The organism is Paraburkholderia sp. J69-1 (assembly GCF_905220255.1).
Taxonomy (GTDB): Bacteria; Pseudomonadota; Gammaproteobacteria; order Burkholderiales; family Burkholderiaceae; genus Paraburkholderia.
In genome coordinates this window covers 372,557-385,458 of sequence record NZ_CAJMZG010000004.1, presented here as the reverse complement: position 1 = coordinate 385,458, position 12,902 = coordinate 372,557, and the positions used below count along the sequence as shown (strand labels likewise).

At 64.1% G+C, this 12,902-nt stretch carries 12 protein-coding genes; 3 read left to right on the top strand and 9 right to left on the bottom strand.

Going from position 1 to position 12,902, the window contains the following annotated elements; all coding sequences use genetic code 11:
• Position 1: 1 nt before the first annotated feature.
• The 8 genes from U5A67_RS09980 to flhD form a co-directional block, all read right to left on the bottom strand.
• Positions 2-1,831: a methyl-accepting chemotaxis protein gene (locus U5A67_RS09980; RefSeq protein ID WP_321813858.1), complete on the bottom strand. Its 1,830-nt coding sequence runs from the start codon at positions 1,829-1,831 to the stop codon at positions 2-4.
• 189 nt (positions 1,832-2,020) lie between these two features.
• Positions 2,021-2,560 (bottom strand): chemotaxis protein CheW, encoded by a 540-nt coding sequence (locus tag U5A67_RS09975; RefSeq protein ID WP_027816042.1) that lies wholly within the window; start codon positions 2,558-2,560, stop codon positions 2,021-2,023.
• Positions 2,561-2,620: 60 nt separating this feature from the next.
• Positions 2,621-4,963, bottom strand: a complete 2,343-nt coding sequence (gene cheA, locus U5A67_RS09970; protein WP_321813857.1) for a chemotaxis protein CheA — start codon at positions 4,961-4,963, stop codon at positions 2,621-2,623.
• A gap of 123 nt (positions 4,964-5,086) precedes the next feature.
• Complete coding sequence (locus U5A67_RS09965; protein WP_205983237.1) at positions 5,087-5,461, bottom strand: response regulator; 375 nt, start codon at positions 5,459-5,461, stop codon at positions 5,087-5,089.
• Between the two features lie 89 nt (positions 5,462-5,550).
• Positions 5,551-6,645, bottom strand: coding sequence for a flagellar motor protein MotB (gene motB, locus U5A67_RS09960; RefSeq protein WP_205983236.1), 1,095 nt, complete (start codon positions 6,643-6,645; stop codon positions 5,551-5,553).
• Between the two features lie 10 nt (positions 6,646-6,655).
• Positions 6,656-7,516 (bottom strand): flagellar motor stator protein MotA, encoded by an 861-nt coding sequence (gene motA / locus U5A67_RS09955; RefSeq protein WP_205983235.1) that lies wholly within the window; start codon positions 7,514-7,516, stop codon positions 6,656-6,658.
• Positions 7,517-7,796: 280 nt separating this feature from the next.
• Complete coding sequence (flhC, locus tag U5A67_RS09950; RefSeq protein ID WP_321813856.1) at positions 7,797-8,399, bottom strand: flagellar transcriptional regulator FlhC; 603 nt, start codon at positions 8,397-8,399, stop codon at positions 7,797-7,799.
• Between the two features lie 109 nt (positions 8,400-8,508).
• Positions 8,509-8,826, bottom strand: a complete 318-nt coding sequence (flhD, locus tag U5A67_RS09945) for a flagellar transcriptional regulator FlhD (protein WP_205983233.1) — start codon at positions 8,824-8,826, stop codon at positions 8,509-8,511.
• 614 nt (positions 8,827-9,440) lie between these two features.
• Here flhD and U5A67_RS09940 point away from each other — a divergent pair.
• On the top strand, positions 9,441-10,508 hold the full coding sequence (locus U5A67_RS09940) for a glycosyltransferase family 4 protein (RefSeq protein ID WP_321813855.1): 1,068 nt from the start codon (positions 9,441-9,443) through the stop codon (positions 10,506-10,508).
• A gap of 183 nt (positions 10,509-10,691) precedes the next feature.
• Here the strand turns inward: U5A67_RS09940 and U5A67_RS09935 are convergent, their stop codons facing one another.
• On the bottom strand, positions 10,692-10,988 hold the full coding sequence (locus U5A67_RS09935; protein WP_205983231.1) for an H-NS family nucleoid-associated regulatory protein: 297 nt from the start codon (positions 10,986-10,988) through the stop codon (positions 10,692-10,694).
• 289 nt (positions 10,989-11,277) lie between these two features.
• On the opposite strand from U5A67_RS09935, the gene aqpZ reads away from it, so the two are divergent.
• Positions 11,278-12,024, top strand: a complete 747-nt coding sequence (aqpZ, locus tag U5A67_RS09930; protein ID WP_205983230.1) for an aquaporin Z — start codon at positions 11,278-11,280, stop codon at positions 12,022-12,024.
• A gap of 144 nt (positions 12,025-12,168) precedes the next feature.
• Positions 12,169-12,876, top strand: a complete 708-nt coding sequence (locus U5A67_RS09925; RefSeq protein WP_321813854.1) for a histidine phosphatase family protein — start codon at positions 12,169-12,171, stop codon at positions 12,874-12,876.
• Positions 12,877-12,902: the final 26 nt, after the last annotated feature.

The following is a 12,902-nucleotide window of genomic DNA, read 5'->3' as shown; positions in this document are numbered from 1 at the left end:
ATCAAAACGTTTCCCAGTCGGAGTCGTCCGAAGCGGACGCTGCCGTGCTGGCAATCTGCGGTTCAACACGTGCAGCGGGCTTGGGCATCGGCTTCGCTGCGGCCGGTGCGCTGGCCTGCGCTGCGGGCTTTGCAGCCGGTGCCGGCACGCGCTTCGCGGCGATGGCTTTCACGGCGGGCGCCGCTGCCTTCGCTGCGGGAGCTGCCGCTACAGCCGATGCCGAAGCCGTTGCGCGCACTGCACGGCTTTCGCCGCCGTGGTTGCCGCCGTGGTTTGCACCATCCGTGCGCCACGTCGCCAGCACGCTCTGCAAGTTGCGCGTCTGCTCTTCGAGCGACGCGGCCGCGGCCGCTGCCTCTTCCACCAGCGCCGCGTTCTGCTGCGTGACGGTGTCCATCTGCGTGACGGCGCGGTTGACCTGCTCGATGCCGCCCGACTGTTCTTCCGATGCCGCGCTGATCTCACCCATGATGTCGGTCACGCGACGCACGGCCTGAAGGATGTCGTCCATCGTCGTGCCCGCGCGGCCCACCAGTTGCGATCCGCTTTGCACCTTCTCGGCGGAATCGTTGATGAGTTCCTTGATTTCTCTTGCCGCACTCGCGCTGCGCTGCGCGAGGCTGCGCACTTCGCCTGCGACCACCGCGAAACCGCGGCCCTGCTCGCCCGCCCGCGCCGCTTCCACGGCCGCGTTGAGCGCCAGAATATTGGTCTGGAACGCGATCCCTTCGATCACGCTGATGATGTCCACGACCTTCGCCGAGCTGGTGGCGATGGCCTGCATCGTCGACACCACTTCGCCCACCACCGCGCCGCCGCGCGTGGCGATATCCGAGGCGTTCACGGCAAGCTGGCTTGCCTGGCGCGCGTTCTCGGCGTTCTGGCGCACGGTGCCGGTGAGCTGTTCCATGCTCGAGGCCGTTTCCTGCAGCGACGCCGCCTGCTGTTCGGTGCGCTGCGAGAGATCGGTGTTGCCCATGGCGATTTCGCGCGCGCCCACGTCGATCGAACCCGCGCCGTTATGCACGGCCGACACGAGCGACACGAGGCTTTCCTGCATGCGCTTGACGCCCGCAAAGAGACGGCCGATTTCGTTCTTGCTGTAGACGTCGATACGCTCGGTCAGATCGCCCTGCGCAATGCGCTCGAACGACTTCACCGCATCTTCGAGCGGCTGCACGATCAGGCCGCGCATCGCGAAACGGATCGCCACCACCAGCACCAGCGCCACCGCGATCACCACGCCGATCAGCGTGCGCATCAGCGAAATCTGCGAGCGCGCGCTTTCTTCGCGCGCCTGCGCGCCGTCCTGAAGCTGCTGCGCAACCGGGGCGGCCGAGTTGTCGTAATCGACGAACATCGGGCTGATCTTCGTATCGGCGATGGCGTGATAGGCCGCCTGGTCGTTCGCACGCAGCGCGGCGAATTCCGGCTGCACGCCGTCCTGCAGCAGCGCCGCGCGCTTCGTGTTGAGCGCGTCGAGCGTGGCCGCGTCGATACCGGTTTTCGGGGCGGCGACGAACGCCTTCCAGGCATCGTTCGACTTGCCGAGCAGGAAGTCGGCGCGATCGATGACTTTCTTCGCTTCGTCGTTCTGGCCGGCCACGTAAAGCGCGTTCACCCGGTCGAGCGAGACACGCGAGCGCAGCAGATACGACGAGGCGTCGTTGAGCGAATGCATCGCGACGAGATCGCCGCGCGCAATGGTGGCGAGCGAATCGCTCGCGTTGCCGAGCGCGATAAGCCCGAGCGCGCCGACCAGACCGGTCAGCGCCAGGAGAATGACCCCAACGCCCGTGAGCGTCGTGCGGATCGACCACTTGTGCAGCATCTCGTTTGCTCCTGTCCTGTGCGGCGTCGGGTATCGCGGGTTGATCGCGCAAGGTCGAGGCAGACCGGTATGGCATGGCGGTTGGGCCGCTCTTGCGCGGCGGCTTTCCGCTCTTCCTCTAGCGCGGGCCTTGCGGCCTCACCCCCGTAGCAACCTCGCCCCTTCCCTGATATCGGTATGCCTTGTCTCTCACACGCCCAGCGCTTCGATCAGGGCCATCTCGCGGCTCGTCATGAGCTTTTCGATGTCCATCAGGATCAGCATGCGGCCGTCCACGGTGCCGAGGCCCGTGAGGTATTCGGTCGTGAGCGTCGCGCCGAATTCCGGCGCGGGCATGATCTGGTCCATCTGCAGCGTCAGCACGTCGGACACGCCGTCCACCACCATGCCCACCACGCGATGCGCGACGTTCAGGATGATCACCACGGTCTGGTGGTCGTACTCCACGCGGCCGAGGTGGAACTTGATGCGCATGTCCACGATCGGCACGATGATGCCGCGCAGATTGATCACGCCCTTGATGAAATCGGGTGCATTGGCGATGCGCGTCACGCTTTCGTAGCCGCGGATTTCCTGCACCTTGAGAATGTCGATGCCGTACTCTTCCGCGCCCAGCGTAAAGACGAGGAATTCCTGACCGCCTGCGTCGGCCTGTTGCGCGTCGCGGCGGTGCGCGCCGGCGACTGCGCCCTGTGCGCCGCCGCCCTGGATGGAATGGACTTCTGCCACGTTAGCCCCTGAACGGTTGGGAAATGGTTGGTTGATGCGTGCTCATGCTGATGCGCCTGCTCAGGCGAATTCGGCGAACGAGCCGGAATTCGCGCCGCCGTGCGAGCCGACGGCAACACCGTGCGACGCGCGCGTTTCGCGGTTGAGCGCGGCCACGTCGACAATCAGCGCGACGCTGCCGTCGCCCAGGATCGTCGCCGCCGAAATGCCGTGCACCTTGCGGTAATTCGTTTCGAGGTTCTTCACCACGACCTGCTGCTGGCCCACCAGCTCGTCGATCAGCATGGCGAAGCGACGGCCTTCGGTTTCCATGATGGTGACGATGCCCTGGGTCGGGTCGGTGCGCGCGCCTTCGACATTGAAGACGTGATGCAGCGCGACGAGCGGCAGATATTCGCCGCGCACGCGCACCACGCGGTCGCCGTTGGTGACCGTGTAGATGTCTTCGTGGCGCGGCTGCAGCGACTCCATCACGAAGTTCAGCGGCAGGATGAAGATTTCGTTGCCGACCTTCACGGACATGCCGTCGAGAATCGCCAGCGTGAGCGGCAGCACGATGCGCGTGGTGCTGCCCTTGCCCGCGTGCGAGGTGATCTCGACGTGGCCGCCCATCGACTGGATGTTTCGCTTCACCACGTCCATGCCGACACCGCGGCCCGACACGTCGGTGACCTGCTCCGCCGTCGAGAAGCCCGGCAGGAAGATCAGGTTCCAGACTTCGTCGTCGGTCATCGTGTCGCTGACCTGCATGCCCTGCTTGGCTGCCTTGGCGAGAATCTTGTCGCGGCGCAGGCCTGCGCCGTCGTCGCTCACTTCGATCACGATATTGCCGCCGTGATGCGCGGCGGAAAGCACGAGCTGGCCCGTGCCGTCCTTGCCGGCGGCGCGGCGCGCTTCCACGGTTTCGATGCCGTGGTCGAGCGAGTTGCGCACGAGGTGGGTCAGCGGGTCGATGATGCGCTCGATCAGGCTCTTGTCGAGTTCGGTCGCCTGACCGAACGTGACCAGTTCCACTTCCTTGCCGAGCTTCGAAGCCAGGTCGCGCACCAGACGCGGGAAGCGGCTGAACACGTAGTCCATCGGCATCATGCGGATCGACATCACCGCTTCCTGCAGATCGCGCGCGTTGCGTTCGAGCTGCGCCATGCCGTTGAAGAGGCGGTCGTGCAGCGCCGGATCGAAGGTGCTGGTGGTTTCCGCCAGCATCGCCTGCGTGATGACGAGTTCGCCCACGAGGTTGATCAGCTGGTCGACCTTTTCCACGCCGACGCGAATCGAGCTGCCTTCCGCCGATGCGGCTGCAGCCGCGCGCGGCTTGCGTTCGTGGTCGGCGGCCGCCGACGCTGCGGGCGCGGCGACCGGCGCCGGTGCCGGAGCAACGGCAACCGGCGGCGCGGGCGCAGCCACGGGCGCCGCAGCGGGTGCGGCGGAAACCGCCATCGCAGCGGGCGCGCCAACCGGTGCCGGCGCGGCCGGGATCGGCGGAATCGTCAGCGCGGGCAGCACTTCGTCCGCGAGTGCGGGCGCGGCGTCGCCTTGCGGCGCGGCGCCACGGCCGATCGAAATCTGGCTTTCGTCGATCACGAAGCAGCACACGGCGACGATGTCGTCCGAGGGCACATCGGTTTCGAGCCACAGCGTCAGGTCGTCGCCGGTCTTCACCTGGCCGAGGATGCGGCCCAGATTGCCGAGTTCTTCGGCGAGCAGTTCCTGGTCCTTGGCGTCCACGCGGCGCAGCGTGATGCGCAGATGCGGGCCTTCGGCGGCCGGTGCGGCAGCGGGTGCCGCCGCGCCTGCCACCGAAGTGGCCGCGATCGCTTCGTCGACCACATGCTCGGGCACGTGCGTCGCCACGGCTGCGCCTGCCGCCATCGCCGACGGACGGTTCGCTTCGAAGGCCGCTTCGAGGTCTTCTTCCGAATCCATCGCAGGCGCGGGTGCCACCGCCATCACCGGTGCGGCCACGACGGGCGCCGGTGCCGGTGCTGCTGCGGCCGCAGCGGGCACGCCCTGGCTTTCCGCGTTCAGGCGTTCGAGCTTGGCGCGCATGGCGGCCGCCGTCGCCGCGTCGGGCTCGGCGCTCGCGCGGTAGGCCGCGAGCTGGTCGGACAGCACGTCCTTGGTTTCGAGAAACACGTCGACCATGTCCGTGCGCAACACGATTTCATTGTTGCGCGCGCGGTCGAGCAGCGATTCGAGCACGTGGGTCGTTTCGGTGAGCGCCGTGAAGCCGAAGGTCGCCGCGCCGCCCTTAATCGAGTGGGCCGCGCGGAAAATCGCCGCCAGATCTTCGGGATCGGGCTGGCCGACGTTCAGGTTCAGAAGAAGCTGCTCCATCTGCGCGAGCAGCTCGTCCGCCTCGTCGAAAAACGTCTGGTAGAACTGAGTGATGTCGAGAGTCATTGCTCTTTCACCGCGATTAATGCGTGGGGGGCGTGCCGCCGGTCCGGTTCCGGGTCCTGGTCGCTGCACTGACGTCAGTGCAGAGGCAGGATCTGCGTGCGGACTACTGCAGCGCGCCTGATGTCATGGTTGCGTTTCGCCGAGCGCGCTCGCCAGATCGACGAGCAGTTCGGGGTCCACCGGTTTTTCGATCCAGCCAGTCGCGCCCGCTTCCCGCACGGCTGCCTTGAAGCCTTCGTCCGATTCCGTGGTCAGCACGAGGATGGGCGTGTCCTGGTAAGACGGGTTCGCGCGCAGGCGCTTGATCAGGTCGAGCCCGCTCATGCGCGGCATGTACAGATCGGTGAGCACGAGATCGAAGCGCTGCGCGAGCGCATGCTCGAGCCCGTCTTCGCCGTCGTTGGCCACCGTCACTTCGTAACCCGCCGAGCCGAGCGCCGCACACAGGATCTCCCGCATGGACGCCGAATCGTCGATCGCCAGAATATTTCTGATCATCCGTTCCTCGTTCGCGCTGCTGTTCCGTCGATTGTTTCGTCGCTCGTCGCGTTCACCGCTTGTGCTGCTTTCACCTGGACGCCCCCGCCTTACGGCGCGGGCTTGCCAGGCATCGCGGGCGCCACGTTCGCCGCCACCGGCGCGAGCGACACGCCCGCGGGAGCGACCGGCGCCACACCCGGCGGCGCCTTCGTCACGTCCGGCGCCGGTGCCGCACCGCCGCTGATCGCCGGCAGCAACGAGCCCTTGCCCGAGCCCGCTGCGTCGTCCGACAGCGTCGTCGCGGTGCTGTCGTCGTGCTCGAGTGCCTCTTCCGACTTCTTGTTGAGCACGATGATGCTGATGCGGCGGTTTTCCGGGTCGAGCGGATCAGCCTTGTTCAGGTTCTGCGTGGAGGCCAGCCCCAGCACACGCAGCACCTTCGATTCGTCCATGCCGCCTGCGACCAGCTCGCGGCGCGAGGCGTTCGCGCGGTCGGCGGACAGTTCCCAGTTGCTGTAGCCGCTCTCGCCGCCGGCATACGGCACGGCGTCGGTGTGGCCTTGCACGACGATGCGGTTGGGCACGTCGTTGAGCGTCTTGCCGATCGCCTGCAGGATGTCGTGCATGTACGGCTCGACCACATCGCGCGCCGTCGCGAACATCGGGCGCTTCTGCGAATCGACGATTTCGATGCGCAGACCCTGCAAGGTCGAATCGACGCGAATCTGCTGCTTGAACTGGCGCAGCACCGGGTTCGCTTCGATCGCGGCCATCAGCTTGACCTGCAGGTCGTGCAGGCGCACCTGTTCCTTGCGCTCGAGCGAGCCTTGCTGCTGCTTCGACGCTTCGTCGTCGTTGTGCTTGACCGTGCTGCGGTCCGTGCGCTCGGTCTGGCCGTCGCTGCGACGCGTGATGCCGTCTTCCTGCGAGGAGATATCGCGCCCGCCGCCCTTCACGATCGACGAATCTTCCGCGCTGCGGTCGCCGCCCCAGAGCGTGACCTTGAGCGGCTGGTTGAAGTAATCGGCGATGCCCTTCAACTGCACCGTGGACGCCGAACTGAGCAGCCACATCAGCAGGAAGAACGCCATCATCGCGGTCATGAAGTCCGCGTAGGCGAGCTTCCATGCGCCGCCGTGGTGACCGCCCTTTTTCGGGGCGGCACGCTTGACGACGATCGCGCGGTCCTTGTTGTTGCTCATCGCGCGGTCCTTACTTCGCCTTCACGCGGCGCACGTGTTCTTCGAGTTCCGAGAACGACGGGCGCTCGGTCGAGAACAGCACCTTGCGGCCGAATTCGACGGCAATGGCCGGCGCGTAGCCGTTCAGGCTCGCGAGAATGGTCACCTTGATGCACTGGAACATCTTGGTCGATTCGGTCACGCGCTGCTCGGCGAGCGAGGCGAGCGGGCCGATCAGGCCGTACGACAGCAGAATGCCGAGGAACGTGCCCACCAGTGCCTGGGCGATCATCTCGCCGAGCACGGCAGGCGGCTTGTCGGCCGATGCCATCGTGTGCACCACGCCCATCACCGCGGCGACGATACCGAATGCCGGCATCGCGTCACCCACCTTCGACAGCGCATGCGCGGGCGCTTCGCCTTCGGCGTGATGGGTTTCGATTTCCTCGTCCATGAGGCTTTCGATTTCGAACGCGTTCATGTTGCCGCCCACCATCAGACGCAGGTAGTCGGTGAGGAATTCGACGATGTGATGGTCGGCCAGGATCTTCGGGTATTGCGTGAAGATCGGGCTTTTCTGCGGGTCGTCGATATCGGCTTCGAGCGTCAGCGTGCCTTCCTTGCGCGCTTTCGCCAGCAGGACGTAGAGCAGCGCGAGCAGCTCCATGTACACGTCCTTGCTGTACTTCGAGCCCTTGAACAAGGCGGGCAGCACGCGCAGCGTCGCCTTGATCGTCTTCATGCCGTTGCCGAGGATGAACGCGCCGAGTCCCGCCCCGGCGATCATCAGCACTTCGACCGGCTGCATAAGAGCGCCAAGGTGGCCACCCTCCATGGCATAGCCGCCGAAGACGCAAACGAGCGTCACGAGAGTTCCAACGATAATCAGCACAGACGGGTCCTCACTGGAGAAGATTGCGCTGCGAGCCGCCATTGGCCCGCGCCCTTAGAAGGGTTTACGGCACGGACGCGGAAAACTTTGAGCCTGGATGGGTGCTGGCCTGCTGTGGCGCGACGAATCGGCACCGGCCCGCGAAGCCGCGCCGCGCGGACGCGCTCACGCAGCGGCGGGCGATGTTTCATCGATGAATTCGTCGGCGGAATGAAGTGGCAATCTGTCGCCAATTTGCGGCAGCATTTCATTGCCTTACCTGCTGGAAACGGCGCCGCGCTCACGCGCCGCCTGTGCCCGGCAGCATGGGCGCCGGGTGGGCGCTGGCCGAAACGCTGGCAGAAACGCTGGCAGAAACGCCGGCCGGCGCGCGCCGCGTGCGTCCCGCGCGCGATGGCGGCTGGCACAGCCCGCACACGTAGTAGCGCTGCGGTTCGTGCGCATGCGCGACAAAACGCCCGCCACAGCGCGTGCAGCGCGTCATCTGCAGCAGCCCTGAGGCGAAGTAACGCACCAGCGTCCAGGCGCGCGTGAGACTCAAGGCGGGTTCGTCTTCCTGGATGCGCACGTGTTCGAGATAGAGCCGGTAGCTCTTGACGATCGCGCGCACCGGATCACAACGGCCGTGGCCGTTCATGAACAGATAGGTGTTGTAGAACAGCGAGGAATGCACGTTGGGCTGCCACGTCATGAACCAGTCGGTCGAGAACGGCAGCATGCCCTTGGGCGGCGATTCGCCCTTCACTTCCTTGTAAAGCCGGATCAGGCGATCGCGCGACAGCGAGGTTTCCGCTTCGAGCAGTTGCAGCCGCGCGCCCAGTTCGATCAGCTCGATCGCCAGTGCGATCTCCTTGACCTCGAGTACCACACTTTTTGTCGCCATTCGGCTCCCGCATCGACCCGCAAACCGGCGGTCCGCATGCGGACCCCGCGCTTTTCTGCGCCTGCGCCGCGCCAGGCTCTGTCAGAGCCGTGCAGCGAAGCCGGTCGACTCAGCCGACCTGTTCGACGCTCTGGCCGGCCATCAGGATGGCGGAATGGGTCTGTGCGGATTTGCCCTTGTCGGCGAGCGCGCCCAGGATGGCGTGATCGTCGAAACGGAAACGGCAAAGCAGCTGGTTGGACGATGCGAGGCGCGCAGTCTGCGCGAACGTCAGGTTGGCGAGCACCTCGGCAAGCTGCGCCGAAATGCCCATACGGAACATCCCCGTCGGACGGTCCTCGCGCAGCAGGCGCTGGGCGAGCAACAGATACGACAGATTGACTTCCTTGATCTCGCTGAGCATGTCGCTTGGCGTCGTCGCGCTCATGGATTCCCCCGAATTCGAAACGTAGCGGCTGGTCAGGCCTGATACGGAAACGTTTGCCCGTGAAATGCAGTGCGCAATGGCGCACGACAAAGCAAACGGCCCGTTTAGTGGTCGTCCTCGCATTGTGGCGACGCCACACGCAAAAGAAAATCGGAAGGATGCCGCGACGCGTTGCGAGAAAAACTTCCCTTTTTATGTAGGAATTTTTCTGACAATCGGTAGAAAAGTAAGATGGGAGGCTGTGTGACTCATGCCGAAGGCATATCAGCCTAATCCTCTGGAGATTATAAAAGGCTTTTCATAGCCACGTAACAATCCTCAGGCTACCCAATTCGAATTATTAACGGGGGTCGAAACCATTGTCTGTGCGCAGGCACACCAATTGCGAATTGGCCCCGCCGGCATCGCCGTGCAGACAGGCGTCACGTCTTGCAACCGCCGCTTACAGCCCATGTATCCCGCTGTAACAACATTAAGCGTTTGCAAAACAACTCGTAACGTGAATTCAAATGCCCATAATCGGAATCAGGGATAACCCGATACCGCAGTGCCCCCGTTAATTTTCGATGGGTCGTCGTCGTAGACATGCGGTTTTTGCCAAGGAGATCAAGCCAATGCGAATCGCACAAATTGCGCCACTTTACGAAGCCGTCCCGCCGAAGCTTTACGGCGGCACTGAGCGCGTCGTGTCCTATCTGACCGAAGCGCTGGTCGAACAAGGCCACGAGGTGACGCTGTTCGCCAGCGGCGATTCGGTCACCTCGGCAAAGCTCGAAGCGGCCTGGCCGCGCGCCCTGCGCCTCGACCAGACCGTGCGCGACGCGCTGGCGCCGCACATCGTCCTGCTCGAACGCGTTCGCCGCATGGCGCACGAATTCGACGTGCTGCATTTCCACCTCGATTACCTGCCGTTCCCGCTGTTCTCGACGCTCGACACGCCGTTCGTCACCACGCTGCACGGCCGTCTCGATCTGCCGGAACTGCAGCCGGTGTTCGATTCGTTCCCGCAGGCGCCGGTGATTTCGATTTCGGATTCGCAGCGCCAGCCGCTGCATCAGGCCAACTGGCTCAACACGATCTATCACGGCCTGCCGAAGAACCTGCTCACGCCGCAAACGAGCAAGAAGCCCGAATATCTCGCGTTTCTTGGCCGCATCTGCCCGGAAAAGCGTGTGGATACGGCCATCAAGATCGCCGCGCTTTCGGGTCTGCCGCTGAAGATCGCCGCCAAGGTGGACAAGGTCGACCAGGATTACTTCAAGAACGAGATCGAGCCGCTGCTGTCGCAGGCGCACGTGGAATTTGTCGGCGAGATCAACGAAACGCAGAAGCCGGAATTCCTCTCGGGCGCCAAGGCGCTGCTGTTCCCGATCGACTGGTCCGAGCCGTTCGGCCTCGTGATGATCGAGTCGATGGCTTGCGGCACGCCGGTGATCGCGTTCAACCGCGGTTCGGTGCCTGAAGTGATCGATCCGGGCGTGACCGGTTTCATCTGCGAAGACGTTCAGGGCGCCGTGGCGGCGCTGCAGAATATCGACTCGCTTTCGCGCGATGCGATTCGTGCGCAATTCGAGCGTCGTTTCACTTCGCACACGATGGCGAGTAATTATGTCGAAAGCTATTCGACGCTGATCGAAGCCGCCCAGCGTCCGGTGCTGCGTCGAGTTGCAGCGGGCGCTTGAGTTTGATCGGGCGTTTCGCTATATCGCAGAAAACGCTATCGATGCGATAAAAGCACCACAAATGGGCAATGTGAATCGTTTGCGTACGCCGAATTAGCGTAATGGCCGATCACATATAAAAAGAGCCGCATGTTTCATGCGGCTCTTTTTTATTGCGTGCCGGATTGCGCTTATGCAGGCCGGTCAGGCGATCAGATAGCGTTCGCGGTTCTTGCCGGCGATCCATTTGGGCGGCTTGCCGCGCCCGCTCCAGGTCGCGCCGGACTTGGGGTCCTGATAGCGCGCCGGCAGCGGCGCCTTCTTGGGCGGGCGTCCGCGCCGGGCGGCGACGGCGAAACCGAGGTCCTGCGCCGACAATCCATACTCCGCGATTTTCTCCCGGATCATGTTGATGACATCCGCGATTTCGGTGCGCCGGGCTTCGTCAGCCTGGGCCTGAAGCCGGGCGATCTGCGCCTTCAGTTCTGAGTATTGCGACATTTTTTCCTCTCCCCCTTCATTGTCAATCTAAGTGACTCGATCGGAGATTAGACGTAAATAAGAGAATAAGCAATCGCTGCTAATACTGTTTTATCGCTTAATTTCTTCAATTAAGAACGTTATGCAGTTGGCGGAATTCGGAACGCATCCAGCGCAATAATGAGAACAATTACATCGGAATTGACAATCCTTGACACCCGTGCTTTTCGCGACTCCCTAGAATCTGGCATTTCCCGGTGCCGGTGCTTTATTCGGCTCCCCGTCAAATGACTTTTCGAGGCGTCTAACAATGCACTTATCCAAACGACTTCTGGCCGAAATGTTCGGCACTTTCTGGCTGGTTCTCGGCGGTTGCGGCAGCGCCGTGCTCGCCGCCAATTTCGCCGGGCCGGTTCACGGTCTCGGCATCGGTTTCGTGGGCGTGTCGCTCGCCTTCGGCCTGACCGTGCTGACCATGGCGTTCGCCATCGGCCATATTTCGGGCTGCCATCTGAATCCGGCGGTGAGCGTCGGCCTGACCGTCGCGGGCCGCTTCCCGGCGCGCGACCTGCTGCCGTACATCGTCGCGCAGGTGATTGGCGCGGTGATCGGCGCGGCGGTGCTGGCCTGCATCGCCACCGGCAAGCCGGGCTTCGACCTCGTCGCCAGCGGTTTCGCCACCAACGGTTACGGCGATCAATCGCCGGGCCACTACACGCTCGCCGCCGCCTTCGTCTGCGAAGTCGTGATGACCGCGTTCTTCCTGTTCGTGATTCTCGGCGCGACCGATGTGCGCGCGCCGGCCGGTTTCGCGCCGATCGCCATCGGCCTGTGTCTCACGCTGATCCATCTGATCTCGATTCCGGTCACCAATACCTCGGTGAATCCGGCGCGCTCGACCGGCCCGGCGCTGTTCGTCGGCGGCGAAGCGATCTCGCAACTGTGGCTGTTCTGGGTCGCGCCGATCATCGGTGCGGTGATTGCAGGCGTGGTGTATCCGCTGATCGCGGGCCGCCGCGAAGCCGTGGCCGAACTGGCCGCGCGCGTGAAGGCGTAACGTCGCGCCAATACTGTAGCTGTGTGAAAACGGGCGCTGCGGCGCCCGTTTTTTATGCGCGTGAGCCTGCGAGGCTCGCGCCGGGTGCGTTGGCGCCACTGCTAGAATCGGCGCACCCTCCAACTTCCAGGCAAGGCGCGCGGCATGAAGCATTCACGATATTCGCTGGGGCGTCTCGCTGGATCGATGGCGCTGCAATGGTTCGCCGCGACGGGCGGTCTGCTCGCCAGCGCGGGCATGGCCTACGCCGCCAGCACGCCCGATGCGGCCAACACCACGACGCTGATCTTCGTGCGCCACGGCGAAAAGCCCGCCGAAGGGCTCGGCCAGCTCAACTGCAAAGGCCTGAACCGCGCGCTGGCGTTGCCTGCTGTGATCGCCGCGAAATACGGCAAACCGGACGCGGTCTACGCGCCGGACCCGGGCGAGCAGAAAGACGATCGCGGCCACGCTTATTACTATGTGCGCCCGCTTGCGACGGTCGAGCCCACGGCAATTCAGTTCGGACTGCCGATCCAGACGCCCTACGGCCATTCGCACACGCATGCGCTGGAGAAAACCCTGCTCGATCCATCGATGCGCAATCGCACGGTGCTGATCGGCTGGGAACATCGCGAGATCGAAACGCTGGTGCGCAAGATGGTCGCCGAACACGGCGGTTCGGCCTCCGACGTGCCTAAATGGAAGAGCGCGGATTTCGACAGTATCTACGTCGTGCGCGTGGACTGGACGAGCGGCTCGCCGCGCCTGCGCTTCAGCCACGATCGCGAGGATCTGGATAGCGTCGCCGACGATTGCCCGTGCGCAGGATTGCCCGCGCCGCAGCCGGCTTCGCAGACGCCCGCGCAATAAAACGCGGGCGTTCAACGAAGCGCATT

Coding starts and splice junctions, on each gene's coding strand:
- U5A67_RS09980 (WP_321813858.1), bottom strand. CDS start 1,831: ATGCTGCACAAGTGGTCGATCCGCACGACGCTCACGGGCGTTGGGGTC.
- cheA (WP_321813857.1), bottom strand. CDS start 4,963: ATGACTCTCGACATCACTCAGTTCTACCAGACGTTTTTCGACGAGGCG.
- U5A67_RS09965 (WP_205983237.1), bottom strand. CDS start 5,461: ATGATCAGAAATATTCTGGCGATCGACGATTCGGCGTCCATGCGGGAG.
- motB (WP_205983236.1), bottom strand. CDS start 6,645: ATGAGCAACAACAAGGACCGCGCGATCGTCGTCAAGCGTGCCGCCCCG.
- flhC (WP_321813856.1), bottom strand. CDS start 8,399: ATGGCGACAAAAAGTGTGGTACTCGAGGTCAAGGAGATCGCACTGGCG.
- flhD (WP_205983233.1), bottom strand. CDS start 8,826: ATGAGCGCGACGACGCCAAGCGACATGCTCAGCGAGATCAAGGAAGTC.
- U5A67_RS09940 (WP_321813855.1), top strand. CDS start 9,441: ATGCGAATCGCACAAATTGCGCCACTTTACGAAGCCGTCCCGCCGAAG.
- U5A67_RS09935 (WP_205983231.1), bottom strand. CDS start 10,988: ATGTCGCAATACTCAGAACTGAAGGCGCAGATCGCCCGGCTTCAGGCC.
- aqpZ (WP_205983230.1), top strand. CDS start 11,278: ATGCACTTATCCAAACGACTTCTGGCCGAAATGTTCGGCACTTTCTGG.
- U5A67_RS09925 (WP_321813854.1), top strand. CDS start 12,169: ATGAAGCATTCACGATATTCGCTGGGGCGTCTCGCTGGATCGATGGCG.